Here is a 24,361-nt window from a genome sequence, read left to right on the forward strand (position 1 = left end):
CGCATCACGGGCGCCCCGCCAACGGCGATGCCGCCAGCACCGTCGTCGCCCGTTCATGGCGCTGCAGCCACCCCAGGGTATGCGGGCAGCGCGCATGGATCAGCCGCCCGATCGCGGCCAGGTCGGCACCGAGGTCGCGCTCGAGGATGGGTTCGTGGTGGGCGATGCGGTTGCGCAGGTGGCGGATGCGGTCGAGGTCGGCATGGATGGACCGACGCAGGACGGACAGCGGCGCCGAGGGTGCGTGTGGCAGCGCCAGGCCCATGGTCCCGGCCCAGATCGAATGCTCGAACCGCCGAGCGAACAATTGCTGCCAGAAGCCGAATCGCAGCTTGGCGATGACCTCCGGTACATCCTTCGGAGCTTCGGCGCTGCCTCGGACATCGCATAGCGAGGCAAGCGCGCCTTCGGCAGGAAGGCTGCGCAGCAGCGCTGGATGCCATGGCCAGCATCGACCATAACGATGCACCAGCGCCGCAGCGGCTGCATTGCGGATCACGACCTCGCAGATGTGCAACGGTGGCAGGAGAGCAGCACACATCTGCATGTTCCAGGCATAGAGCGTGGCCGGATCGACTACGCAACGCGAAGCGATGCGCTCGTAGGTCGACCATCGTTGCCGGGATAGCGCAGCCTGCAGGATCCTGCTTTCCTTCATCAACTTACTCCCAGGGAACGTGGCTTCACCTTGATCCTGGGAATGAGGCAGGAACATCAGAAAACGGCATCATGATCGTCAGTGTTTTTTTGTGGATCGGCTCGGTTTTCCACCCGGTCGTCTGCCGTGACGCATTTGCCCATTGACCGGGCTGGGTGGCACTTCTAACCTTGCGGCGTGTGCTCCGGGACTCGCGGCTGGATTCCAGCTTCCCCTGGGGACGTTGAGAGGTACCAAAGGGCCCCGCTAGCAGGGCCCTTTGTCTTTTGAGGCTCGGGCGTAGTCGTAATCGCCTCTTGATCAGCTGGCCTGACCTGCTTCAGTTCCAAATACTGCGCCACCGGGACTCGCGGCTGTTCAACAGCTCCCCCCGGGGACAAACGGTAGTACCAGAGGGCCCTGCTAGCGGGGCCCTTTGTTTTTCCCGCCGCACCCACGCCACCGCCCGTTCCGGGCAGGCTCACCGTCGTGCCGTTACCATGGCCGCCTGTATCCAGCTGGTAACCGCAATGGACAAGGTTTTCATCGAAGGGCTGACGATCGACGCCCTGATCGGCATCTACGACTGGGAACGGCGGATCCGGCAGGACCTGGTGTTCGACCTGGAAATGGGCTTCGACAACCGCCGTCCGGCGGCATCGGACGACATCGCCCACACCCTGAACTACAAGGCGGTGAGCAAGCGCCTGGAGCAGTTCGTGCGCGAATCGGAATTCGGCCTGGTCGAGACCTTGGCCGAGCGCTGCGCGCAGATCGTACTGGACGAGTTCGACGTGCAGTGGCTGCGCCTGAAGCTGAGCAAGCCCGGTGCGGTGCGCGGCGCGCGCGCGGTAGGCGTGATCATCGAGCGCTCGCGCGACTGACCCGGTAGTGCCGGCCGCTGGCCGGCAACCCCAACAGCACTAAAGAAGGAGACAACCGATGGTGGATGCGGTGGTGGCGGTACAGTGGCTGGACAAGCTGCAGAACACACTGGAACCCTATCCCGGCGCCTACCTGGCGTTGATGATCACGGCGCTGCTGGTCGCCGCCGGCCTGGCCAACTGGGTGACCAAGCGCATCCTGGTGCGCGGCCTGCGGCGCTTGCTGCAGCGCCTGCCCGGCGCGGAATCCGGGCGCGGCAGCCACCTGATGCGGGTGATCGCGCGGCTTTCCAACGTCGTGCCCAGCCAGGTGATCGCCTCGGGCATCGTCCTCATCCCCGACCTGCCGCCCGGCCTGGTCAATGTCATCATCAAGCTGTGCATCGTGTGGGCGGTGCTGACCGTGTCGCTGGCGTTCTCGCACGCGCTGGATGCGGCCAACAGCCTGTACGAACGCAAGCCCGATGCGCGCAACAAGCCGATCAAGGGCTACCTGCAGGTGGTCAAGATCGTGGTGTTCGTGGCCGCCGGCCTGTCCATCGTCGCCACCCTGCTGGGGGTGAAGATCGGCCCGCTGGTAACCGGCCTGGGCGCGGCCACCGCGGTGCTGATGCTGATCTTCCAGGACACCATCCTGTCGCTGGTGGCCAGCGTGCAGATCAGTGGCGATGGCCGCGTGCGCCTGGGCGACTGGATCGAGATGCCCAGCCAGAACGCCGACGGTGATGTCATCGACATCGCCCTGCACACGATCACCGTGCAGAACTTCGACAAGACCATCACCACCATCCCGACCAAGAAGCTGGTGACCGAGTCGTTCAAGAACTGGCGCGGCATGCAGGAGGCCGGCGGCCGCCGGATCAAGCGTGCGCTGTACCTGGACCAGCACAGCGTCGGCTTCCTGGGCACGGACGAGCTGCAGCGCCTGGGCCAGTTCGCGCTGCTGGGCGATTACCTGCGCGACAAGGCGCAGGAGCTGGAGCAGTGGAACGGGCGCCTGCGCGAGCAGGGCGTGGCAGAGGTGAACAGCCGCCGGGTGACCAACCTGGGTACCTTCCGCGCCTACGTGGAGCGCTATCTGCGCAGCCACCCCGGCGTCCATACCGACATGACCCTGCTGGTGCGGCAGATGCAGCCCACCACAGAGGGCCTGCCGCTGGAGGTCTACTGCTTCACCCGCAGCACCGCCTGGGCGGTTTACGAAGGGGTGCAGTCGGACATTTTCGACCACCTGCTGGCGATCCTTCCGGCCTTTGGCCTGCGGGTGTTCCAGGCCTCCAGCGATGCCATGTTGATGGCAGGGCAGCGCTCACTGGCCGGCTCGGAGTAAGCTCCACCCTCGCGTCCGCCCCCGTATGGGCCGCCCAGACTGTGGGCGGGCGCACGAAACTGAATGACGAAACCTCTCGCCAAATGGCCCGGGAACGCTAGAATGCCGGGCTTGTAAACGTTTTCATAAGGACAGCTGGTGGCCTCCGATCGCATCGAATCCCTCATTGCCCAGATGACCGTCGAGGAAAAGGTCGGCCAGCTGGGTGTCTTCGCGGACATGGTCCGCCCGTTTGCCCCGGACGTGAACCCGGAAGCCAACGTGCGCAACGCCGACCAGGTGCTGCAGCAGGTGCGCGAAGGCAAGGTCGGCTCGCTGTTCAACGGCGTGGGCGCCGAGCTGGGCCGCCGCATCCAGCAGGTCGCCACCGAGGAAAGCCGCCTGGGCATCCCGGTCATCCTGGCCGCCGACGTCATCCACGGCATGCGTACCGTGTTCCCGATCCCGCTGGGCGAAGCTGCCAGCTTCGAGCCGGACCTGGCCGAGCGCACCGCTCGTGCCACCGCCGTCGAGGCGACCGCCGCCGGCCTGCACTGGACCTACGCACCGGCGGTGGACATCGCCCGCGACCAGCGCTGGGGCCGTGGCGCCGAAGGTGCCGGTGAGGACGTGGTGCTGGGCTGCGCCTTTGCTGCTGCCCGCGTGCGCGGTTTCCAGGGCGGCGACCTGCGCGCGGCCGATTCGCTGCTGGCTACGCCCAAGCACTTCGCCGCCTACGGCGCGGTGATGGCCGGCATGGAATACAACATGGTGGACATCTCGCCGCAGACCCTGCGCGACGTGCACCTGCCGCCGTTCAAGGCCGCGTTCGACGCCGGCGCGATCACCGTGATGTCCTCGTTCAACGACATCAACGGCGTGCCGGCCAGCGCCAACGCCGAACTGCTGACCGACATCCTGCGCGGTGAGTGGAAGTTCCCGGGCGTGGTCATCTCCGATTACACCGCCGACATGGAACTGGTCGCGCACGGTTATGCCGCCGACGACCGCGACGCCACCGCCAAGGCCTTCACCGCCGGCCTGGACCTGAGCATGCAGAGCGGCTTCTATGCCGAACACCTGCCGGGCCTGGTCGAGAGCGGCGACGTGCCGATGGCCGTGCTGGATGAAGGCGTGCGCCGCATCCTGTGGCTGAAGGAAACCATCGGCCTGTTCGACGACCCGTACCGCTCGCTGGACCCGGCGCGCGAAGCGGACACCTCGCACATTGCTGCCCATGACGAGCTGTCGCGCGATGCCGCGCGCCGTTCGATCGTGCTGCTGAACAACCGCGACAACGTGCTGCCGCTGCAGAAGACTGGGCAGAAGATCGCCCTGATCGGCCCGTTCGTGCAGGACCGCGAGAACATCGAAGGCTGCTGGACCCTGTTCGGCGACAAGCAGCGCTATGTGGATCTTGAAACCGGCGTGCGCGCGGCCATCGGCGATGAAGCGCTGCTGGAAGTCGTGCCGGGCAGCGAGCTGGAAGCGGCGATTCCGGGTGGCACCGAAGCGGCCGTGGCCGCTGCACTGCGCGCCGACGTGGTGGTGCTGGCACTGGGCGAACCGCAGCGTTACAGCGGCGAAGCGCAGTCGCGCGTGGAAATCACCCTGCCGCCGGCACAGCAGGCGCTGGCCGAGGCCGTGGCGATGACCGGCAAGCCGCTGGTGGTGTTGCTGCGCAACGGTCGCGCGCTGGCCCTGCAGGGCGCGGTGCGCAACGCGCATGCCGTGGCGGTCACCTGGTACCTGGGCACGCAGACCGGCCATGCCGTGGCCGATGTGCTGTTCGGCGATTACAGCCCGTCCGGCCGCCTGCCGGTCAGCTTCCCGCAGGTGTCCGGCCAGCAGCCGTACTTCTACAACCACCCGCGTACCGGCCGCCCGGAACTGCCGACCATGTCGGAGTTCAAGGCGCGCTGGCGCGAGATTCCGAACGAGCCGCTGTACCCGTTCGGCCACGGCATCGGCTACGCGACCTTCGCCTACGGCGTGCCGCAGCTGAGCGCGGCCCAGCTGGGCTGGGACGACACCCTGACCGTGACCACTACGCTGACCAACACCAGCGCCGTGGCCGGTGAGGAAGTGGTGCAGCTGTACATCCACGACCGCGTGGCCAGCCGCGTGCGGCCGGTGCGCGAGCTGAAGGACTTCCGCAAGGTCGCCCTGCAGCCGGGCGAGTCGATCGATGTGAACTTCACTCTGACCCGCGAGCAGCTGGCATTCACCGGCCGCGACGGCGTGCTGCGTGCCGAGCCGGGCCAGTTCGACGTGTGGGTGTGCGCCTCGTCGGCCGCTGGCGAAGCGGTGCAGTTCGAGCTGCTGAAGGGCTGACCGCACCGGCCGGAACCACCGGTGGAGCATCCACGCATGGCGTGGATCTACTGGCAGTGAGGCGCCGGGCCATGCCCGGCGTCCTCACCCATGGCAAACACGCCGGGCATGGCCCGGCGCTACCATCGGGGCATTCATTCGATGGAGCCCGCGCATGCGCAAGATTGCTTTCCTGATTCCGGCCCTGCTGCTGGCCGCCTGTTCGCAGCCGGCACCGCCGGCCGAGCCCGCGGCGGATGCACCGCCACCGATGACCGGCTCCACGCCGGCCGAAGCCGCGGCGAGCACCACGCCTGACCCGGCTGCAGCGCCGCAGGCGGCTGCCGAACACGCCAGCGAGACCCCGGCACCCGCCGCCGCCGATGAAGGTGATGCGCGCGCGCGCATCGACAGCGTGCTGGGCGATGCCGCGCAGTACGAGAAGGTGTTCAACGCATTCAAGACCGCCGTGGTCGGCGGCGACCGTGCCGCGGTGGTGGAGGAAGTGCGCTTCCCGCTGAACATCGCCGGTGGCAAGAAGATCACCGGCCCGGGCGAGTTCCAGCGCAACTACGAAAAGATCATCACCCCGGCGGTGGTCAAGGCGATGTCCGGGCAGGAGTTCAGCAAGGTCTTCGTCAACCAGCAGGGCGTGATGATCGGCGATGGCCAGGTATGGCTGACCGGCGAGTGCCTGGACAAGGCCTGCGCCCGCACCGAGGTGAAGGTCGGCACCATCCAGTAAACGCGAACGGCCCCGCATGATGCGGGGCCGTTTCATCAACGCAATGCTGGCCAGCGGCCGGCACTACCGGCGTCAGGCCTTCGGGGTGAGCTTCAGCAGGCGGGCCTTGCTGCCGTCTTCCAGCAGCCACAGCGCGCCATCGGGGCCCTGTTCCACTTCGCGGATGCGCTCGCCCATGTTGAAGCGCTCGGCTTCGCGCGCGTTCTCGCCATCGAAGGCCACCCGCACCAGCGAGGTGGACGACAGGCCGCCGATGAAGGCGCTGCCCTTCCACTGCGGGAACAGGGTGCCGCTGTAGAACATCAGGCCGGCCGGCGAGATCACCGGGTTCCAGGTGACCTTCGGTGCGGCGAATTCCGGACGGGTGTCGTGGTCGGGAATCGGGCGACCATCGTAGTGGTCGCCGTTGGAGACGATCGGGTAGCCATAGTTGGCACCGCGCTGGATCAGGTTCAGTTCGTCGCCGCCGGCCGGGCCCATTTCCTGCGCCCACAGCTTGCCGTTGGCGTCGAAGGCGATACCCAGCACGTTGCGGTGGCCCAGCGACCAGACCTGGGCGGCGACGCCGCCCTGCGAGGCGAACGGATTGTCCGCCGGCACGCTGCCATCGTCATTGAGGCGGATGATCTTGCCGAGGTTGCCGCTCATGTCCTGGGCCGGATCAAACTTCTGCCGCTCGCTGGAACTGATCCACAGCTTGCCGTCCGGGCCGAAGGCGAGGCGGTGGCCGTAGTGGCCTTGGCCGCTGACCTTGGGCGTCTGCCGCCAGATCACCTTCAGATCCTTCAGCGCACCGCCGCCATCGGCGTTCAGCGCCAGGGTGGCACGCGCCACGGCGGCGCCGCGGGTATCGAGCGTGCCTTCTTCGGCGTAGCTGACATACACCACGTTGTTGCGGGCGAAATCGGGGTGCAGGATGACATCGCCGAAGCCGCCCTGGCCGCCGTAGGCGACCTTCGGCACACCGGTGATCTCATGCTTCTGGCCGCTGGCCAGGTCCAGGTGCTGCAGCTTGCCGCGCTTTTCGGTGACCAGCAGGCTGCCATCGGGCAGGAAGGTCATCGCCCACGGCTGGTCGAAGCGGCTGACCTCGGCGGCGGTGAACGGGCGCTGGTCGGCGCTGGTCGCTGCAGGCGTGGCCTGCGCAGCGGTTGTCGTGTCTGGACCGGCGGCACTGCAGGCGGTGGTGGCGAGGATGGGCAGCAGGCCCATGGCGAGCAGCAGGGGCACACGGTGTGAAAGAGGGGTCATGGGTATCTCCAGGGTGGGGATGCGGATGGCCAAGCCCCGTTGTACACCACTGCGGTTGCACGGGGCGTGGTCCAAAGGTCCTGCTGGCCCCCCCCCCGTGCGGCGCGCGGCTGATCGACTACGGTGGGCCATCCGGGCAAAGCGTGCCCGTTGCCCGCCAAGGAACCGCAATGCATCCGACCGTCGTCTCCAAGCCTTCGCCCGCGTTCATCGCCGCCTCCTGGGTGGCCCTGTTGCTGGGCGCGGTGGCCTACCTGATCGGCCTGTTCAATGCCGAGATGGCCCTGAACGAGAAGGGCTACTACCTGACCCTGCTGCTGTTCGGCCTGTTCGCGGCGGTGTCGCTGCAGAAGAGCGTGCGCGACCGGGTGGAAGACATTCCGGTCAGTGGCCTCTACTACGCGCTGTGCTGGTTTGCCCTGCTGGCCTCGCTGCTGTTGCTGCTGGTCGGCCTGTGGAACGCGACGCTGGCCCTGAGCGAGAAGGGCTTCTACGGGATGGCGTTCGCGCTGTCGCTGTTTGGTGCGGTGGCGGTGCAGAAGAACACCCGCGACCTGATTGCCGCCAATGGCGGTGAACCGGCGCGCAAGGTGGCCATGCCGCCGCTGCCGGAACAGGACTGACCGCAGTTCTGTAGAGCCGAACCCATGCTCGGCTCATGCTGGAATTGTAGAGCCGAGCCCACGCTCGGCTCAGGCCGCAAAGGTAGACGCAGCCGAGCATGGGCTCGGCTCTACAGTGGCGCGGTGGTTCAGCCCAGGCGCCCCAGGCGCGGGTCCACCGTGTTCGCCTCATCCCAGCCACGGCGCACTGCCGCGCGGGCCTGTTCCCACTCCAGGCGGCTGCGGCCACGATCGCTGGCCCAGCGCGATTCCAGCTCACGCTCCACTTCTTCGTAGGCGCGGATCACCTGGTCGGCGCGGGTCTCGTGGAAGCGCGCCGCATGGCCGACCTGGTAGGCGGGCTCGTAGTCATCGAACAGCAGGCTGGCGTCGTAATAGGGCTCGGCGCTGTAGCGGTCGCGCCAGTAGTCGGAAATGGTTTCGCGCGGGGTGCTGTCATCCGGCACGCGGCCGGGAATCTGGTAATCGGGGCTCATCGGTCGGGCTCCGTGGTGGACGAAGCCTGATGGTGCCCGTGCGGCGGTTAACCGCCCGGGCCGGTTGCGTGAAGATCAGGTCGCGTCGGCCTTGCGCGGCAGCAGGTAGATCACCGCACCGATGGCGAAGGCGACCAGCGCAGCGGCGATGTTCTGCCAGCTGGCACTGGCGAACAGCGCCACGCACAGCAGCAGTGCCAGCACCGGAATGAGCGGACCGCCGGGCAGCTTCAATGCGCCGGGCCGGTCGGCATAGCGCTTGGCCAGCACCAGCACCGCCGCCGCCGTACCGATGTAGGCAAACAGGCGCGTGGTCATCGACAGCAGGGCCAGCTGCACGAACGAGCCGGTCAGGGCCAGGCCCAGCGCGATCAGCCCCTGGCAGAAGATTGCCGCGGCCGGCGTGCGGAAGCGCGGATGCACCTGCGCCAGCACCTTCGGGCCGTAGCCATCGCGGGCGAGGGCGAACAGGAAGCGCGGGCCCATCATCATCGTGTTGCTGTTGGTGCCGAGGATGGAGATGGTCGCGCCGACGGTGAGGATCAGCGCCAGCGCCTCGCCACCGAAACCGGCGGCGGCATCGGCCAGGGGCGTGGCCGAACTGGCCAGGCCGGCCAGCGTGCCCTGCGCCACCAGCTGCACCGCGCCGTAGATGACCGTGACGGTGACGATCATGGTGATCAGCGCGAACGGGATGTCGCGGCGCGGGTTGCGGTATTCACCGGCGGCGGCCGGGATGTTCTCGAAACCGGCGTAGGCGTACAGCAGCAGCAACGCGGCTTCGCCCATGCGCTGCAGGTCGTGCGGGTCCGGGCGCTGGCCGGAGAACGCCAGCTTCGGGTCGATGTAGAACGCGCCGATGGCCACGAACAGCAGCAGCGGCAGCATCTTGCCGATGACCAGCACGATGCCGGTACGCGCCGCCGAGCGCACGCCGATGATGTTGACCCCGGTGAGGAAGCCCAGCGAGAGCACGATGACCGCGATGCGGCCCATGCCGGCACCGGCCCACGGCCAGAACCGCGCGACGGCATCGGCCAGTGCATTGCTGAGCGCCGCGGCCGAACTGATGCGGGTCAGCCAGATCATCCAGCCGATCTCGAAACCGGCGAAGCGGCCGAACGCTTCGCGCGCGTACAGGTAGCTGCCGCCGGGTTCATCGAAGTAGCTGGCGGCCTGCGCGTAGCACAACACCAGCAGGGCCACGACGATGCCGGCGGCGACCACGCCCCACAGGCTGAAGGGGCCGAGCAGGGCGACGGTGGCGGCGGGCAGCAGGTAGATGCCGCTGCCGACCACATCGTTGATGGACAGGCCGACGATCTGCCAGCGGCTGACCGCGCGCTGCAGCTGCGGTTCGTCCTGGGCGCTCACTGGCTGGCTCCGGCGAGCGCGGGCAGCTGCCACTGCGCCTGCAGGCGCGTGTACTCGGCGCGTGGCAACAGCACGAAGCGCGGCGTGTCCTGCGGCCGCAGCCAGTCCAGCAGCGCCTGCATGCGTGCCTGCGGCATGGCCGTGCAGCCGGCGGTGGCCTCACCGGGCTGGCGCCACAGGTGGGCGAAGATGCAGCTGCCCTTGCCGGGGTGGTTCTGCGAGTTGTGCGCGATCACGAAGCCTTCCTGGTAGCGCACGTCGCCCTTGTCGTGCAGGTCCAGCCGCATCGGTTCGGTGGACCCCTGCACGGCCGCGCGGCCGACCTTGGCCGCATCGACGATGCGGTTGTAGAACGGCGAGGCCGGCACGTCCATGCAGTAGCTGCTGTCGAGCATGGGCTGGTAGGGCATTGCGGTATGCGGGCGTGTGCCGGCATAGCCGAACGCGCTGCCCAGGGCGAATACCCCGGCCGGGCTGCGGCCATCGCCTTCCTGCTTCTGCGGGCCATCGCCCTGCGCCGGGTGCAGGCCCAGGCCCCAGGCGCTGCCGCTGCGGCCCAGCGCCACCGGGAAGGCCGTGCCCTGTGCGCGCCAGCCCTTGCCGTCGCGCACGAACGCCTGCAGCTGGCCCTGGGTGCTGTCCCAGCCCTCGCTGGTGACCACGATCAACTGCCGCGCGCCATCCAGCGGCGCAGCGTGGAGGGACAGCGACGCGGCCAGCAGCAGCGCAGCGGTGACAAGGCGGGACAGCGGCTTCATCAGCAGGCGCTCCGGTCAGGAATCGAGCAGGTGGTCAATGCGTTCCAGGTTCACCGCCAGTTGCCGCTGGCGATCTGGATTGGCGTGGCAGAGCAGCACGAACAGGAAATCGAGCAGGGCATGCATGGCGCTACGGTACAGCAGCTGCGCCACCTGCGGCGTGCGGTCGTAGGCACACACCACCAGCGACGCATCGGCGTGCGCGCGCAGCGGGTTGGCGGTGTGGCGGGTGATCGACACCACCTTGCCGCCCATGTTCTGGAACTGCCGCGACAGCTGCGAGAGCTGCGGCAGATTGCCGTACTCGGAGAACACCAGCAGGGCATCGCGGGGGCGCGCGGCCGACAGGTTGGCCAGCAGCAGGACCGGATCGGTGTGCGGTACCACCAGCAGGCCGAGCAGCGACAGCCGCATGGCGAACTCGCGCGCGAACAGGCCGTCATCGCCCAGCCCGTACACGAACAGCTTCGGCGCGCCGTCCAGCAGCTGCACGATGCGTTCGATCTCCTCGCGCGGGTTGGCCTGGCGGGTTTCCTCCTCGGCCTGGGCCTTGCTGCGGCGGAGGGCATCGCCCAGGCGCAGGTAGTGATCGCCGTTGTCCGGTTCGCTGGGGGCCTGCTGCGGGTCGGCGCCGGCGCGGGCCACGTCCTGGCCGATGGAATACTTCAGGTCCGGGTAGCCCTTGAAGCCCAGCTTCTGGCTGAACTTGACCACGCTGGACTGGCTGATGCCCAGCGCGCTGGCCAGCTGCTGGGAGGAGTAGTCGCGCAGCAGGTGGGCGTTGTCGAGGATGAAATCGGCGATGCGGCGTTCGATGGCCGACATCTGCCCGCGCTCGGTTCGGATTTTCAGCAGGGGCGGCATGCGGGGCGTCCGGGGGTCTGCAATTGCGTTGCGGTTGGCAGCGTAGAGCGGATTATGCGGTGGGTCGCGCGGGTGCCAGCCGCGAAGGGGTTACGGGGTGGAGCAGAAGCAGGTGCATCCACGCATGGCGTGGATCTACCGGGTGCAGCTGTTGCATTGGACGTTGAGTCCGCCTTGTAGCGAGCCGAGCACCGCAGGTCCGGCGAGGGCGAAGAGGCGCGGGTGTCTGAGCGCAGCGAGTTCCGCGCCGTCCCTCGACGGACCGAGGAGCGCAGGGTACCGGCGTGCGCAGCACGTCGGCTCGCGGATGGCGGAGCGTTTCTTTTGGTTACTTTTCTTTTCGCGAAAAGAAAAGTAACGCGCGACCCAACGTCAGTGGCACGCAACGTCAGCCGAAAGGCAGAAATCAACCCAGCATCTCCAGTCCACGCACTTCGGTGATGCCCAGCCCCGGTACGTCGCTGATGCTGATCTCCGATTCGTTGAAATGTACACCGCCGCTGACCGGGTCGAACTGGCCCAGCGAGGGGCCATCGAGGTCGACCTTGGTGATCACATCGCTCTTGGCCACGGCCAGGTGTACTGCGGCCGCCACGCTGATGCTCGATTCGATCATGCAGCCGATCATGCACGGCACGCCGTAGATGCCGGCGATGTCGGCAATGCGGATCGCGTTGGACAGCCCGCCGGTCTTCATCAGCTTGATGTTGATGATGTCGGCCGCGCGCTGCTGGATCAGGTCCATCACCTGGCTCGGGCTGAACACGCTTTCGTCGGCCATCACCGGCGTGTTGACCCGATCAGTCACGTACTTCAGGCCGCTGATGTCGGCGGCCTTCACCGGCTGCTCCAGCAGTTCCAGCACCACGCCGGCTTCCTCCAGCGTGCGCATGGCATGCACGGCCTGCTTGGCGGTCCAGCCCTGGTTGGCGTCCAGGCGCAGCAGCGCACGGCCCTGCACGGCGGCATGGATGGCCTTGACCCGCTCGATGTCCAGGCCGATGTCCTTGCCCACCTTGATCTTCAGCGACTCGAAGCCACGCTCGATGGCCGACAGCGAATCGGCCACCATCTTGTCGATGTAGTCCACGCTGATGGTGATGTCGGTGGTGATGACCGGATCGCCACCGCCCAGCATCTGGTACAGCGGCGCGCCATGCAGCTGCGCCCACAGGTCGTACAGGGCGATTTCCACCGCCGCCTTGGCGCTGGTGTTGCGCTCCATGGCGGTCTGCACCAGCGTGCACAGGTGGTTGAGGTTCACCACGTCCTGCCCGACCAGGCGCGGGGCGATGAAGTGGCGGATCGCCTCGATGATCGAGCCGTGCGTATCACCGGTGATGACTGCGGTGGCCGGCGCTTCGCCGTAGCCGGTGTTGCCGGTGTCGGTGCGGATCAGCACCACCACGTCTTCCACGGTTTCCACCGTGCGCAGGGCGGTCTTGAACGGTGTTTTCAGCGGCACGCGCAGCATGCCCAGTTCGATGGCGGTGATCTTCATTCGGCAGTCTTCGCCCGCAGGCGCTGGATGTTGGTGATGCGGTCGATGTAGCGGACAGTATCGCTGGCCATCATCGGCTCCAGCGGGGTGACCGAGACACCATTGAGATGAGCCTGCACGCGCGTGCCGTCGGCACCGGACCAGCTGCCGCCCGCCGTATCGTGGATGACCCAGGTGCGGCCGTCGACGTGGCCGATGGCCATCATCACGTGGCCGGGGATGTAGACCAGGTCGCCGACCTGCAGCGCGCTCACGGCGCGGTCGCGCGCGGCCTTGCCGGCCTTCTCGGTGAACGGCAGGCGGTCCAGCGCCGGGCTGACCGCTTGGGCACTGGTATTGCGCGGCAGCAGCACGCCGAAGCTGCGGTAGATCTCGGACACGAACCCACTGCAGTCGCGGGTGTCGTAGTCGTGGCCCCAGCCGTAGCGTTCGCCGAGGAACTTGAAGGCCTGCTGCAGCAGCAGGCGCGGGGTCAGCGCCAGGTACTCGCCGGCAGTGTCCTGCGAACGCGGCAGCAGCGCGGGCACCAGCTTCAGCTGGCCATCGGCCTCGCGTACCGGCAGCTGCACCACCCAGGCGGCATGTGCCTGCTGGCCGTTGACCGGGGTGGCGGCGGGCCAGTCGGCCAGCACCGGCAGGCGCACGCCCATGTCCAGCTGCAGGCGCGACACGCGCGGCTCCTCCGGGGTGAACGCGGTATGCGCCACTGCGCCGGTCACGATGCGGTAGGGGCCCTGCGCGCCGTAGCCGAGCACGCTGGCTTTCTCGCCGGTGGCTACCGACTCGGCTTCGATCCACGCGCTGTAGCGTTCGCTGTGCACGAACAGCCAGCGGCCATCGGCGCTGCGGTGGACCACGGCCACTTTGTCACCGGGGAACAGCGCCGATTCCTGGAAGCGGTCGATATCGGTATCACCCGCAGCACTGAAGACGCGCTGGCGGGTCGGGAAGGTGCGCAATGCCGCACGCTTCACCACCAGGCCGTACTGCGGCGCCACCGGTGCGGCGATGGCCGCCACGCCGAGGTTGGCCTCGATCGACGCGCGCAGCGCTGCCGCGATGGGCTGGCCCTGGTCGTCGTACAGGGCCCGTGTCGGCCAGGCCGACAGCGCGCTGATGCTGGCGCGCACCTGCGCGGCGGTCAGCTGTGCGGGCAGGGCGGCGATGTCCTGGATGTGCGCGTCCTGCGTGCGCATGCGCGCGTTCTGCGCATTGATCTGCGTGCGGTCGAGGATCGGGGTATCGGCGTTGTCCAGCCGCGCGGCCCAGTACTGCGGGGTCAGGTAGGCCTCGTGCAGGCCAATGACGTAGGGCAGCGGCGCGCCGGGATCAGGTGCGCGGGGTGCCTGCGCAAAGGCCGGTGCGGCCAGCAGGCACAGGGCCAGGGTGAAGCGGCGCGGCCAGTGCCGGCGCGGTTCGCGGGAAGCCAGGATCATGCGCTGCACACCCTCCTCAATGCCTCCGGGAATACTTATTCCTTTCGGCCGCGAAAGCAAGAATAAATTATTGACCGACTACCCGGCCCGTGTTACACAGCCGTTACCACCCGCGCTGGGGAAGTGTCGCCGTGGATCCCGTCGTTCGCAAACCGCGTCTGCCTGCCGCTGCCGGCCTGTGTGCCGTGCTGCTGCTGTGGGCGTCGTCGGCGGCGGCGCAGGATGTGCGGGCGCAAGGTGCAGGCGAGACGCGATTGATCGATCTGGTCGACAGTGGCCACTTCGCGGACGCTGAAGATCTGCTGGCGCGCGGCGACCTGCCCGCCACGGCGGCCTACCAGCGCGAACGCATGCGCCGCATCCGCCTGGACTTCAGCCTGGACGAAGCCGCAGCGAAAACCGCCGTACGCCGCTGGATTCCCGACCTGACCGATGCCGAGTTCGCGCGCTGGGATCAGCTGGGCCTGATCGAACACCTGGATATCGACGGCACCCGCTGGTACTTCAAGCGTGCGCCGTCCAACCTGTTCCTGCTCAGCGATGAAGCGCGCGCCCGCCGCCGCGCCGATGCGCCGATGCCAGCGCCGGGCCCGAACGAAGTGCTCAACGCGCACCACGCGCGCGTGGTTGCGGCCGCCGCGCAGCAGGGCCAGGCCTCGGTGCTGCCGCAGCGCATTGCCTTTACCCAGTCGCTCACGGTGAAAGCCGATGCAGTGCCGGCCGGTGAAACCATCCGCGCGTGGATTCCGTACCCGCGCGAAATTCCCGGCCAGCAGGAACGCGTGCAATGGCTGGGCAGCACGCCGGGCAAGGCGCGCGTGGCCCCGGCCAGCACCCTGCAGCGCACCGCCTATATGGAAGCCCGGGCGGTGGCGGGGCAGCCAACACACTTCGAGGTGCGTTACGCGGTCACCCTCTACGCGCGGCATACCTCGATCGATCCAGCCAAGGTGCAGCCCACGCCGGCTGACCCGGCGCTGCAACCGTTCCTCGCCGAGCAGCTGCCGCATGTGCGCTTCACCCCGGCACTCAAGCTGTTTTCCGAGCAGGTGCTGCAGGGCGAGACGCGCCCGTATGAAGTGGTGCGCAGGCTGTACGCCGCGGTCGACAGCATCCCGTGGGCGGGTGCCCGCGAATACTCCACTCTCAGCAACCTCAGCGATCATGCCCTGCGCGCCGGCCATGCCGACTGCGGGCAGCAGACCCTGCTGCTGATCGCGCTGCTGCGCATGAACGGCATTCCCGCACGCTGGCAGTCGGGCATGGTGTTCTCCGACGACGGCAGCGGCTACAACAACCTGCACGATTGGGGGGCGGTCTACCTGGCGCCGTATGGATGGCTGCCGATGGACGTGACCACCGGCGCGCTGGCGAGCGAAACGCCGGCGCTGCGCGACTTCTACCTGGGTGGCCTCGATGGCTACCGCATCGCCTTCAACGATGATTTCGGCCAGCCGTTCGTGCCGGCCAAACAGCATTACCGCTCGGAAACGGTCGACTCGCAGCGCGGCGAGGCCGAGTGGGCGGGCGGCAATCTGTACTTCGACCAATGGGGCTATGACCTCCAGTGGCGGGTACTGCCGGCCGGGCAACGCTAGCGCGATACCTCCACCACCACACCATTCAATTCTTGCAGGAGAGAGCAGGGGATGAAGGCTTACAGCATCAAGCGGGCGGCGTTGTGCGTCGCCCTCGGGGCGTGTCTGGGCATCATGCTGCCCGGCATGGCGATGGCGCAGAACGTGAGCGGCGCAGTGGCCGGCCGGGCGACGGCCGGTGACCAGGTCACCGTGGTCAGCAGCAGCACCGGGCTGACCCGCACCGTCACCGTCGGCGCCGATGGCAGCTACCGCCTTGGCCAGCTGCCGGTAGGCGACTACCAGCTGCAGCTCAGCCGCGAGGGCCAGAACGTGGGTGACCAGGTGGCCGTCAGCGTGGCGGTGGGCGGCACCACCACCGTCAACCTGGCCAGCGCCGGCGGCGTGACCAACCTCGATGCCCTGCAGGTGACCGGCACGCGCGTGGTCAACCGCGTGGACGTCTATTCCACCGAAACCTCGTTCAACATCAACCGCCAGGAAATCTCGCGGCTGCCGGTGGCGCAGGATCTGTCCGCGGTGGCGCTGATGGCGCCGGGCGTGGTGGGCGGAAACTCCTCGTTCGGCGGCCTGTCCTTTGCCGGTTCATCGGTGGCCGAGAACGCGGTGTTCATCAACGGCCTCAACGTCACCGACATGTACACGCGGCGTGGCTTCAGCACCGCACCGTTCGCCTTCTTCAACGAATTCCAGGTCAAGACCGGTGGCTACTCGGTGGAATTCGGCCGCTCCACCGGCGGCGTCATCAACGCGGTGACGCGCTCGGGCAGCAACGAATTCGAGGGCGGCGTGGAAGTGACCGTCGAGCCCAGCGCCGGGCGCTCCAGTGGACGCGACCACTTCCATCGCGACGGCACCGCCCATTCCTATGGCAGCCGTGACAACAACTCGTTCCTGAAGACCAACGTCTGGGGCTCGGGCCCGATCATCAGGGACACGCTGTTCCTGTTCGCCATGTACGAAGACCGCGACGACCGCGGCCACAACACCTCGTCCGATGGCAGCACCTGGTTCAAGAACAATTCCGGCAACGGCTTCTGGGGCACCAAGCTGGACTGGAACATCAACGACAACCACAGCCTGGCGCTGCTGGCGTTCTCCGATGAGGGCGATGTCACCAATGCGTCGTATGGCTACGACTGGGATGACGACCGCATCGGTGCCTGGGGCGGTGATTCCATCACCGAGACCGGCGGCCGCAACTGGTCGGCCACCTACACCGGCCACTTCGGGCAGAACTTCACCGCCCGCGCCATGGTCGGCCAGAACAACCAGCGCGCCTTCACCAACTCGTCGCTGGACCAGGCCTGCAGCCCGGTGTTCACCGACAGCACCTACGGCCCGCGCCTGGGCAAGCTGCAGGGCCTGCGTCCGGGCTGCCATCCCACCGGCACGGCCGTGGCCGAGCGCGATGACACCCGCGATGTGGCGCGCCTGGATTTCGAATGGCAGCTGGGCGACCACCTGCTGCGCTTCGGCCTCGACCGCGAGCTGATGACCACTGACCAGTCCACCCGCTACCCCGGGGCGGGTGCGCTGAGCTACACCGCCTATGTGGCGCGGCCCGGCGATGAAGTGTGGGACGGTGCCAACGCCTTTGTGCCGGCCGGCGTCACCGAGATGCTGCGTGCGCGCAACCGCCAGTCGGGCGGGAAGTTCGAGACCGAGGCCAACGCCTTCTACCTGGAAGACATCTGGAACATCACCCCGAACCTGATGCTCAACCTGGGCATCCGCTGGGACCGTTTCGAGAACCGCACGGCCGAGGGCAAGGCGTTCATCAGGATGGACGACCTGTTCGCCCCGCGCCTGGGCTTCTCGTGGGACATGCGCGGCGATGGCAGCACCAAGCTGTTCGGCAACGCGGGCCGCTACTACCTGCCGGTCACCAACAACATCAACGTCAACTTCGCCGGTGGCCTCACCGACGAGTACAGCTACTACGTGCTGGAAGGCTGGGAGCAGAAGACCTCGCCGACCGGTTCGGCGTACATGGCACCGATCATCGGCGCGCAGATCGGGCCGACCGACACCCGCATGAATACCGGTGGCGCCGACCTGCGGCAGAGCGTGGACCGCGACCTGAAGGCGGTCTACCAGGACGAGTACATCCTTGGCTTCCAGAGCATGATCAACGCCGCCTGGTCGTGGGGCGTCAACGCTACCTACCGGCGCATGACCCGCGCGCTGGATGACATCCGCATCAACTACACCCCGTGCGGCCCAACGCCGAGCACGCTGTGGCCGATCGGCAACCCCGGCGAGAGCCTGACCCTGTGGGGCGACCAGAGCATCGGCTGCGCCACCGAAGGCTGGATCACCATCGACACCGCCAACAGCGGCTACCGCAAGGGCGGCAGCGGCGAGGTCATCGGCTATTCCAAGCCCAAGCGCACCTACAAGGGCCTGGAATTCCAGATTGATCGCGCCTGGGACGAGAAGTGGATGCTCAACGCCTCCTACCTGTGGTCGCGCAGCGATGGCAACTTCGAAGGCCCGGTGAACTCCGATACCAACTACGGCGACACCGGCATGGTGCAGTACTGGGACCACCCGGCCACCAATGAGCGCTATGGCGTGCTGTTCAACGACTTCCGCCACCAGATCAAGCTGCGCGCGGCCTATGCGCTGAACAAGCAGTGGTCGTTCGGCACCACGCTGCAGGTGCAGTCCGGTGGCCCGATCACCGCCTATGGCGTGATGTGGCCGAACGACACCATCGCCGGCGGCAGCACCTCCAGCGAAGGCAGTGGTGGCGGCACCGGCTGGCTGTGCGTGGCCAACTGCTCCGGGCCGTACGACCAGCGCCAGTTCGAGTACAGCCCGCGCGGCGCGTTCGGTCGCCTGCCGTGGACCTGGACGATGGGGGCCAACGTGACCTGGCGCCTGCCGGTGGAGGGCATCGATCTCAGCGCCCGCCTGTCGGTGTACAACCTGACCAACAACCAGAAGACCATCAACGTGCACCAGCGCTATGAAGCACAGCCGGGCCAGTACCGCGAAGCCACTTTCGCCACGGGCACCCGCTGGCAGGCGCCGCGCTACACGCAGCTGGTGGTGACGTGGAACTTCTGACCGGCAGCCCGGTAGAGTCGAGCTTGCTCGACTGCTTTTCGCGGGGCGCCGGCAGCCCGGTAGAGTCGAGCTTGCTCGACTGCTTCTCGCGGGTTGCCGGCAGCCCGGTAGAGTCGAGCTTGCTCGACTGCTTTTCGCGGGTTGTTGGACGTCGCTCAGTCGAGCAAGCTCGACTCTACGTATGCATGGCTGCGGCGATGGTGTTCCCGGCGGTGGCGGCGGAACCGGCGGCCACCGCGGCCCTCGATGCCGATGTCGCCGCCGTGGTCCAGCACGAGCATCTGCCCGGGCTGGCCATGGCCGTGGTCGAGCAGGGAAAGGTGGTCTACCAGCACGCCGAAGGCGCGCGCGGTGATGGCGGCCGCATCGACGAAGACACGCTGTTCAAGATCGCGTCCAACAGCAAGGCGATGACTGCCGCGCTGCTGGCGCGCCTGGTGGAGAAGGGCCGGCTGCGCTGGGATGACCCGGTGCGCAAGCACCTGCCCGGCTTCACCATGCATGACCCCTGGGTGGGCGAGCACATGCAGGTGCGTGACCTGCTCATCCACAACAGTGGCCTCGGCCTGGGCGCCGGCGACCTGATGCTGTGGCCGGAGCCCAACGCCTATACCCGCGCGGACATCATCGCCGGGCTGGCCCACCTGAAGCCGGTCAGCAGCTTCCGCAGCGGCTACGCCTACGACAACCTGATGTACGTGGTGGCCGGTGAAGTGGCCGCCGCCGCCGGCGGCAGACCCTATGACCAGTTGCTGCGCGAGCAGGTATTCGAGCCGCTCGGCATGGACCGCTGCCAGGTGGGCGCATGGTCGGTGAAGCGCGTGGGCAACGTCGCCCAGCCACATGCCTGGCGCAAGGGCCGCAACGTGGTGATCAACGCCGATGGCGCGACCAGTCCCGACCTGACGTCGATGGCCGCCGGTGGCATCCGTTGCTCGCTGCGCGACATGACGCGCTGGATGCAGGTGCTGCTGGACCCCGCGCTGGTGCCCGGGTGGTTGGGCAGCGACCAGCGGCGCACGCTGTGGACCCTGCACATGCCGATGCCGCTGGGCGAGCGCCAGCGCCGCTGGGACAACGCGCACTTCATGGGTTACGGCTACGGCTGGCGTGTTTCGGACATGGACGGGCAGTGGAAGGTGGCGCACACCGGCACGCTGTCGGGCATGTATTCCTCGCTGGCCCTGCTGCCGGACCGCAGGGTGGGCGTGGTGATGCTGATGAACGGCGAGGGCGAGGAGGCACGCACGGTGCTGATGCAGTCGGTGCTGAAGCGCTTCACCGCCCCTGCGGAGGGACAGACTGCGCTGGGCTATCTGCAGGCGTTGGCCGATGAGCGGAGCCGGACCGATGTGATCGGCCACGTTGATGAGTATCTCGATCCGATCGCGCCCGCCGGTGCCGGCGCGCTGCAGGCGCAGCAGGGGCGCTACCGTGATCCCTGGCTGGGCGAGGCCACGCTGTGCCCGGTTGCGGGCACGCTGCGGTTCGAGGTGCTGCGTTCGCCGAAACTGGCTGCGACCGTGATGCAGCAAGGGCGCCGGTGGCGGTTGCACTGGGATACGCTGGAGGCATCCGCGCAGGCATGGCTGCAGCCCGGTGACGGTGACCCGCCCACGCTGCAGCTGCGCGCCCTCGATCCGGACATCGACTTCAGTTATGACTTCCAGGACCTGCATTTCACTCGTATTGGCGATTGCCCTGGCGGGCAGCACGCACGCCGCTGAGCCACCCCGCATCTCGCCAGCCACCGATGCGGCCAGCGCCGGCCTGCTGGAGATCCGCACGCTGGCACCGCGCATCGAGATGGACATCCGTTACGCCGGCCGCAACAACTTCACCGGTGCCCGCGTGCCGGGTTACGAGGCGCCCTCGTGTTACCTGCTGGACCCGGTGGCGAAGGCCCTGGCCGCAGTGGAAGGTGACCTGCGCGCCGGGGGCTATGCGCTGCGCCTCTACGACTGCTATCGCCCGGTGCGTTCGGTGCAGGCCTTCATGGCCTGGGTGAACGATCCGCACGAGCAGTCGCGCAAGGCGCTGCAGTACCCGGGGCTGGACAAGCCGCGGCTGCTGGCCGATGGCTACATCGCCGAGCGCTCGGGCCACAGCCGGGGCGCGACGGTGGACCTGGGGCTGCTGGATTGCCGCGCGGGTGCGTGCGTGGTGATGGACATGGGCACGGATTTCGATTTCTTCGGCGTGCGCGCGCATACCGACGCGGCCGGGCTGACGGCGGCGCAGCGCGGGAACCGGCAGCGGTTGCTGCGGGCGATGGCGCGGCGAGGGTTTGCCAACTACCCGCAGGAGTGGTGGCACTACACGCTGCAGCCGGAACCGGATGCCGGCACTGCGTACGATTTTCCCGTGAGGTGATGTTTTTTTGCAGGGCTTGCAGCCCTGCACCTGCGGTAGTGCCGGCCGCTGGCCGGCAACCTCAACTTCAAAAGCCTGCATTCCGTGGGATGGCGGGGTGGGTCCGGTTGAGGGGGACGCCGTAAAACCCACCCCGCCTTCGACAGTTTGTCGCGACCTGTCGGAATGGCGTTCTGCTCTGGTGGGTGTCCTGCTGCTGGTGGTGGGTGCCGACCGTTGGTCGGCACGGGGTCGGATATCGATGTTTGACAGATGTGTCGACCAACGGTCGACACCCACCAACAGCTGCGCGTCCCAGTAGAGCCACGCCATGCGTGGATGAATTCATTCGATATCTGACAGATGTGTCGACCAACGGTCGACACCCACCAACAGCCGCGCGTGCCAGTAGAGCCACGCCATGCGTGGATGAATTCATTCGATATCTGACAGATGTGCCGACCAACGGTCGACACCCACCAACAGCCGCGCGTGCCAGTAGAGCCACGCCATGCGTGGATGAATTCATTCGATATCTGACAGATGTGCCGACCAACGGTCGGCACCCACCCACAGTGCCCCGCCATCCCACGGAATGTCAGCTTTTTGCTGTTGCTTCGGCTTTGGCTTCTGCAGGTGCAGGGCTGCAAGCCCTGCCGATACCCTTACACTCACTACCGCCTCCCAACTGCCCACCCGCATGAACCTTCCGCTGCACTTCGGCCTGCTCGGCTCGCTCGAAGCCGGTGCCATCGCCCTGCTGGTCGGGCTGCTGGTGTACTTCCTCTGGCATCACCTGTGCCGCGTCTTCCGCTGGTCCATGGGCCATGCCATCGGCTGGGCCTGCGTGTTCGCGGTGGCCATCTCCGCCGGCATCGACATGTGGAAGCTGTTCTACATGGGCATCGTGCGGCTGGAATCACCGCTGTATGCGCGCATCTTCCTCTCCACCATCCACGACCCCAACGAACTGGGCAGCCGCGTGGTGCTGGAAATCGCCGGTGCGCTCTCCGGCGTTGCATTGGGATGGCTCTTGTTCAGTTCGCGGTCATCCGCGCAGAACGTCGATTGACGCAGTTTTTTCGTTGCGTGCCGGTTAAATCCGGCCGCGCTGAATGTGCACCTTATGGACCGCTCACTTCGCCCTAACCACCGCGCTAAACCATGCGCCGTGGCGAGTGGTTAATGGGGTGTATGCACGCTGGTTGCAGCCCAAAATCGATTCAGAAACGCGGTGGCAGGGTAGGTGCCGTGCGGAGACAACACCCCGCGCTCCACCACCCAAAGGAGATCCACCTGATGACTATTCGCAACCGCAAGCCCCTGCTCGCCCTGATCGTTGCCGCCGGTAGTGTGCTGGCCGTCCCGGCCATGGCACAGACCGCCCAGCAGCAGGCAGCCCAGGCACAGAATCAGGCGGCGCAGGCCCAGCAGTCCGCGGCCCAGGCGGGCCAGGCAGCTGACCAGGCCTCCAGTGCGGCTGCATCGGCGCAGGCACAGGCCAGTGGCGGCGGCCAGACCTGGGCCAGCATCGATACCGATGGCAACGGCACCATCAGCAAGTCCGAGGCACAGGTGAACGCGGGCCTGGCCCAGGTGTTTGACCAGGCCGACACCAACAAGGACGGCGAGCTCAGCGCCGACGAGTACAAGGCCTTCGTGGCCGCCCAGCAGGCGGGTGCCGGTGCCGGCGGTGGCAACTGATCGCCGCCTGACCAGAACCGGTTGAACGGATCCGGTTGCGTTCGGGGCAACCGGTGCATGGGGCCCGGGCGGCGTTGGCCGCCCGGGTTTTTGTTGCCTTCGCCAGCGCTGTATCCTTGTCGCATGAACGCCTCCACGCCTGCGCGCTCGCGCGCCATCGGCCTGGTCGGTTTTGACGGTGACGACACGCTGTGGAAGAGCGAGGACTACTACCGCAAGGCCGAGCAGGATTACCTGGACCTGCTGTCGCGCTACGTCGACGTGCACGACACCCAGACCGCCCGCCACCTGCTGGAAGTGCAGCAGCGCAACCTGGCCGTGTTCGGCTTCGGGGTGAAGGGCATGGTCCTGTCGATGATCGAAGCGGCCATCGACATCACCGGCCAGCGCATCGACGCCAAGGACATCCAGCGCATGCTGGACATCGGCCATGACACCCTGCGCCACCCGGTCGATCTCATCGACGGCGTGCGCGAGTCGGTGGCGGCCATCGCCGAGCAGTACCCGGTGGTGCTGATCACCAAGGGCGACCTGTTCCACCAGGAAGCCAAGATCAACGTGGGCAACCTGCGCGAGCTGTTCCCGCGCATCGAGATCGTCTCGGAAAAGGACCCGGAAACCTACGCCCGCGTGCTGGCCGAGTTCGACCTGCCGATGCAGCAGTTCGTGATGGTCGGCAACTCGCTGCGCTCGGATATCGAGCCGGTGGTCACCCTCGGCGGCTGGGGCATCCACACCCCGTACGCGGTCACCTGGGCGCATGAGACCCAGCATGGCGTGGCCGACGACGAACCGCGCATGGTCACCGCCGATACCGCCTGGGATTGGCCGGCCGCGCTGGCCGCGATCGAGGCCAAGGCCGCTGCAGCGGCCTGACAGGGCCCGGCGGCTGCGGCAGAATCGGGGCATGAAGCGCTTTCCGACCCTGCTGCTGTCGCTCCTGTTGCTGGCGCCAGCCACCGTGCTGGCCCAGCAGACCGCCGAACGTTCGGCGGCCTACACGGTGGAAACCGGTGACCGTTGGCTGGATGCCCAGCTGCAGGACATCAACCACTACGCCGAGCGCTACCCCGATGCCTTCCTCGATGAGGTATCGCGCTACGCCAACGTGCCGCGCGGTTATGTCAGCGCGCTGTTCACCACCCACGGCTGGCAGGCCGGCGATATCTACTTCGCCTGCTTCTGGGCCAAGGCCAGCGGCCAGACCTGCCGCGACAGCGTGCGTGCCTTCAGCCAGAACCCGGAAGGGGGCTGGGAGGCGGTGGTCACGCGGATGCCGGTGAAGCCGGACAATTTGCATGTCCGCGCGGTGCGCCACGCCATCGTGGCGAGCTACGAGCACTGGGACCGGCCGATCACCCTCGATGCCACCCTGAAGCGCCAGCTGCAGCGGTAGTGCCGGGCATGGCCCGGCGAGCGCGACGCGCGCCCCCGAGTTCGCCGGGCATGGCCCGGCGCTAC

21 protein-coding genes are annotated in these 24,361 nt (G+C 67.4%); 13 read left to right on the forward strand and 8 right to left on the reverse strand.

Translation table 11 applies throughout. The annotated features are described in order from the left end of the window. Positions 1–4 precede the first annotated feature (4 nt). Complete coding sequence (locus QMZ26_RS13405; protein WP_345782676.1) at positions 5–715, reverse strand: hypothetical protein; 711 nt, start codon at positions 713–715, stop codon at positions 5–7. Between the two features lie 452 nt (positions 716–1,167). Here QMZ26_RS13405 and folB point away from each other — a divergent pair, with 452 nt between their 5' ends. From folB to QMZ26_RS13425, 4 genes are all read left to right on the forward strand, one after another. After that, complete coding sequence (folB, locus tag QMZ26_RS13410; RefSeq protein WP_283221755.1) at positions 1,168–1,521, forward strand: dihydroneopterin aldolase; 354 nt, start codon at positions 1,168–1,170, stop codon at positions 1,519–1,521. Between the two features lie 58 nt (positions 1,522–1,579). Further along, positions 1,580–2,851, forward strand: a complete 1,272-nt coding sequence (locus QMZ26_RS13415) for a mechanosensitive ion channel domain-containing protein (RefSeq protein WP_283221756.1) — start codon at positions 1,580–1,582, stop codon at positions 2,849–2,851. Positions 2,852–2,989: 138 nt separating this feature from the next. Then, a complete protein-coding gene (locus QMZ26_RS13420) occupies positions 2,990–5,164 on the forward strand; it encodes a glycoside hydrolase family 3 N-terminal domain-containing protein (RefSeq protein WP_283221757.1) in 2,175 nt (724 codons plus the stop codon). Positions 5,165–5,318: 154 nt separating this feature from the next. Next, on the forward strand, positions 5,319–5,888 hold the full coding sequence (locus tag QMZ26_RS13425) for a hypothetical protein (RefSeq protein WP_283221758.1): 570 nt from the start codon (positions 5,319–5,321) through the stop codon (positions 5,886–5,888). Between the two features lie 72 nt (positions 5,889–5,960). Here QMZ26_RS13425 and QMZ26_RS13430 read toward each other — a convergent pair whose 3' ends face one another. Then, positions 5,961–7,139: a PQQ-dependent sugar dehydrogenase gene (locus QMZ26_RS13430; protein ID WP_283221759.1), complete on the reverse strand. Its 1,179-nt coding sequence runs from the start codon at positions 7,137–7,139 to the stop codon at positions 5,961–5,963. Positions 7,140–7,309: 170 nt separating this feature from the next. Here QMZ26_RS13430 and yiaA point away from each other — a divergent pair, with 170 nt between their 5' ends. Further along, positions 7,310–7,762 (forward strand): inner membrane protein YiaA, encoded by a 453-nt coding sequence (gene yiaA, locus QMZ26_RS13435; protein ID WP_108758612.1) that lies wholly within the window; start codon positions 7,310–7,312, stop codon positions 7,760–7,762. Between the two features lie 128 nt (positions 7,763–7,890). On the opposite strand, the gene QMZ26_RS13440 is transcribed toward yiaA, so the two are convergent. The 6 genes from QMZ26_RS13440 to QMZ26_RS13465 all read right to left on the reverse strand — a co-directional run bounded on the left by QMZ26_RS13440 (position 7,891) and on the right by QMZ26_RS13465 (position 14,171). Beyond that, positions 7,891–8,238, reverse strand: coding sequence for a hypothetical protein (locus QMZ26_RS13440; RefSeq protein WP_079220385.1), 348 nt, complete (start codon positions 8,236–8,238; stop codon positions 7,891–7,893). A gap of 75 nt (positions 8,239–8,313) precedes the next feature. Further along, complete coding sequence (locus QMZ26_RS13445) at positions 8,314–9,612, reverse strand: amino acid permease (RefSeq protein ID WP_283221760.1); 1,299 nt, start codon at positions 9,610–9,612, stop codon at positions 8,314–8,316. Continuing rightward, complete coding sequence (locus QMZ26_RS13450) at positions 9,609–10,370, reverse strand: L,D-transpeptidase family protein (RefSeq protein WP_283221761.1); 762 nt, start codon at positions 10,368–10,370, stop codon at positions 9,609–9,611. The genes QMZ26_RS13445 and QMZ26_RS13450 overlap by 4 nt, the downstream gene beginning before the upstream one ends. A gap of 15 nt (positions 10,371–10,385) precedes the next feature. After that, positions 10,386–11,234, reverse strand: coding sequence for a MurR/RpiR family transcriptional regulator (locus tag QMZ26_RS13455; RefSeq protein ID WP_108745785.1), 849 nt, complete (start codon positions 11,232–11,234; stop codon positions 10,386–10,388). 406 nt (positions 11,235–11,640) lie between these two features. Further along, positions 11,641–12,735 (reverse strand): dipeptide epimerase, encoded by a 1,095-nt coding sequence (locus QMZ26_RS13460; RefSeq protein WP_108758616.1) that lies wholly within the window; start codon positions 12,733–12,735, stop codon positions 11,641–11,643. Further along, on the reverse strand, positions 12,732–14,171 hold the full coding sequence (locus QMZ26_RS13465; protein ID WP_283221762.1) for an SH3 domain-containing protein: 1,440 nt from the start codon (positions 14,169–14,171) through the stop codon (positions 12,732–12,734). Before QMZ26_RS13465 ends, QMZ26_RS13460 begins: the two co-directional genes overlap by 4 nt. 131 nt (positions 14,172–14,302) lie before the next feature. Here QMZ26_RS13465 and QMZ26_RS13470 point away from each other — a divergent pair, with 131 nt between their 5' ends. The 8 genes from QMZ26_RS13470 (at position 14,303) to QMZ26_RS13505 (ending at position 24,296) form a co-directional block, all read left to right on the forward strand. Further along, positions 14,303–15,769, forward strand: a complete 1,467-nt coding sequence (locus QMZ26_RS13470; RefSeq protein WP_283221763.1) for a transglutaminase-like domain-containing protein — start codon at positions 14,303–14,305, stop codon at positions 15,767–15,769. A gap of 51 nt (positions 15,770–15,820) precedes the next feature. Then, complete coding sequence (locus QMZ26_RS13475; protein WP_283221764.1) at positions 15,821–18,844, forward strand: TonB-dependent receptor; 3,024 nt, start codon at positions 15,821–15,823, stop codon at positions 18,842–18,844. A 185-nt stretch (positions 18,845–19,029) separates the two neighbouring features. Beyond that, a complete protein-coding gene (locus QMZ26_RS13480) occupies positions 19,030–20,571 on the forward strand; it encodes a serine hydrolase domain-containing protein (protein WP_283221765.1) in 1,542 nt (513 codons plus the stop codon). Beyond that, the gene (locus QMZ26_RS13485; RefSeq protein ID WP_283221766.1) at positions 20,504–21,217 is read left to right on the forward strand and encodes a M15 family metallopeptidase; all 714 of its coding nucleotides are present in this window, start codon (positions 20,504–20,506) and stop codon (positions 21,215–21,217) included. The genes QMZ26_RS13480 and QMZ26_RS13485 overlap by 68 nt, the downstream gene beginning before the upstream one ends. A gap of 679 nt (positions 21,218–21,896) precedes the next feature. Then, positions 21,897–22,268: a hypothetical protein gene (locus tag QMZ26_RS13490; protein WP_108745791.1), complete on the forward strand. Its 372-nt coding sequence runs from the start codon at positions 21,897–21,899 to the stop codon at positions 22,266–22,268. A 227-nt stretch (positions 22,269–22,495) separates the two neighbouring features. Beyond that, entirely contained in the window at positions 22,496–22,900 is a 405-nt protein-coding gene (locus QMZ26_RS13495) for an EF-hand domain-containing protein (protein ID WP_079220396.1), read from the forward strand. A gap of 123 nt (positions 22,901–23,023) precedes the next feature. Then, the gene (locus tag QMZ26_RS13500; RefSeq protein ID WP_283221767.1) at positions 23,024–23,776 is read left to right on the forward strand and encodes an HAD family hydrolase; all 753 of its coding nucleotides are present in this window, start codon (positions 23,024–23,026) and stop codon (positions 23,774–23,776) included. A gap of 31 nt (positions 23,777–23,807) precedes the next feature. Further along, positions 23,808–24,296 (forward strand): hypothetical protein, encoded by a 489-nt coding sequence (locus QMZ26_RS13505; RefSeq protein ID WP_108745794.1) that lies wholly within the window; start codon positions 23,808–23,810, stop codon positions 24,294–24,296. Positions 24,297–24,361: the final 65 nt, after the last annotated feature.

Origin of the sequence: Stenotrophomonas sp. PFBMAA-4, from assembly GCF_030053215.1 — a bacterium.
GTDB lineage: Bacteria > Pseudomonadota > Gammaproteobacteria > Xanthomonadales > Xanthomonadaceae > Stenotrophomonas.

Excerpts from the sequence above, each read along its gene's own strand:
- QMZ26_RS13505 (WP_108745794.1), top strand. The coding sequence starts at position 23,808 with ATGAAGCGCTTTCCGACCCTGCTGCTGTCGCTCCTGTTGCTGGCGCCA.
- QMZ26_RS13405 (WP_345782676.1), bottom strand. The coding sequence starts at position 715 with ATGTTCCTGCCTCATTCCCAGGATCAAGGTGAAGCCACGTTCCCTGGG.
- QMZ26_RS13455 (WP_108745785.1), bottom strand. The coding sequence starts at position 11,234 with ATGCCGCCCCTGCTGAAAATCCGAACCGAGCGCGGGCAGATGTCGGCC.
- QMZ26_RS13415 (WP_283221756.1), top strand. The coding sequence starts at position 1,580 with ATGGTGGATGCGGTGGTGGCGGTACAGTGGCTGGACAAGCTGCAGAAC.
- QMZ26_RS13475 (WP_283221764.1), top strand. The coding sequence starts at position 15,821 with ATGAAGGCTTACAGCATCAAGCGGGCGGCGTTGTGCGTCGCCCTCGGG.
- QMZ26_RS13465 (WP_283221762.1), bottom strand. The coding sequence starts at position 14,171 with ATGATCCTGGCTTCCCGCGAACCGCGCCGGCACTGGCCGCGCCGCTTC.
- QMZ26_RS13460 (WP_108758616.1), bottom strand. The coding sequence starts at position 12,735 with ATGAAGATCACCGCCATCGAACTGGGCATGCTGCGCGTGCCGCTGAAA.
- QMZ26_RS13495 (WP_079220396.1), top strand. The coding sequence starts at position 22,496 with ATGACTATTCGCAACCGCAAGCCCCTGCTCGCCCTGATCGTTGCCGCC.
- QMZ26_RS13490 (WP_108745791.1), top strand. The coding sequence starts at position 21,897 with ATGAACCTTCCGCTGCACTTCGGCCTGCTCGGCTCGCTCGAAGCCGGT.
- folB (WP_283221755.1), top strand. The coding sequence starts at position 1,168 with ATGGACAAGGTTTTCATCGAAGGGCTGACGATCGACGCCCTGATCGGC.
- QMZ26_RS13500 (WP_283221767.1), top strand. The coding sequence starts at position 23,024 with ATGAACGCCTCCACGCCTGCGCGCTCGCGCGCCATCGGCCTGGTCGGT.
- QMZ26_RS13440 (WP_079220385.1), bottom strand. The coding sequence starts at position 8,238 with ATGAGCCCCGATTACCAGATTCCCGGCCGCGTGCCGGATGACAGCACC.
- QMZ26_RS13450 (WP_283221761.1), bottom strand. The coding sequence starts at position 10,370 with ATGAAGCCGCTGTCCCGCCTTGTCACCGCTGCGCTGCTGCTGGCCGCG.
- QMZ26_RS13485 (WP_283221766.1), top strand. The coding sequence starts at position 20,504 with ATGACTTCCAGGACCTGCATTTCACTCGTATTGGCGATTGCCCTGGCG.
- QMZ26_RS13430 (WP_283221759.1), bottom strand. The coding sequence starts at position 7,139 with ATGACCCCTCTTTCACACCGTGTGCCCCTGCTGCTCGCCATGGGCCTG.
- QMZ26_RS13480 (WP_283221765.1), top strand. The coding sequence starts at position 19,030 with ATGGCTGCGGCGATGGTGTTCCCGGCGGTGGCGGCGGAACCGGCGGCC.
- yiaA (WP_108758612.1), top strand. The coding sequence starts at position 7,310 with ATGCATCCGACCGTCGTCTCCAAGCCTTCGCCCGCGTTCATCGCCGCC.
- QMZ26_RS13425 (WP_283221758.1), top strand. The coding sequence starts at position 5,319 with ATGCGCAAGATTGCTTTCCTGATTCCGGCCCTGCTGCTGGCCGCCTGT.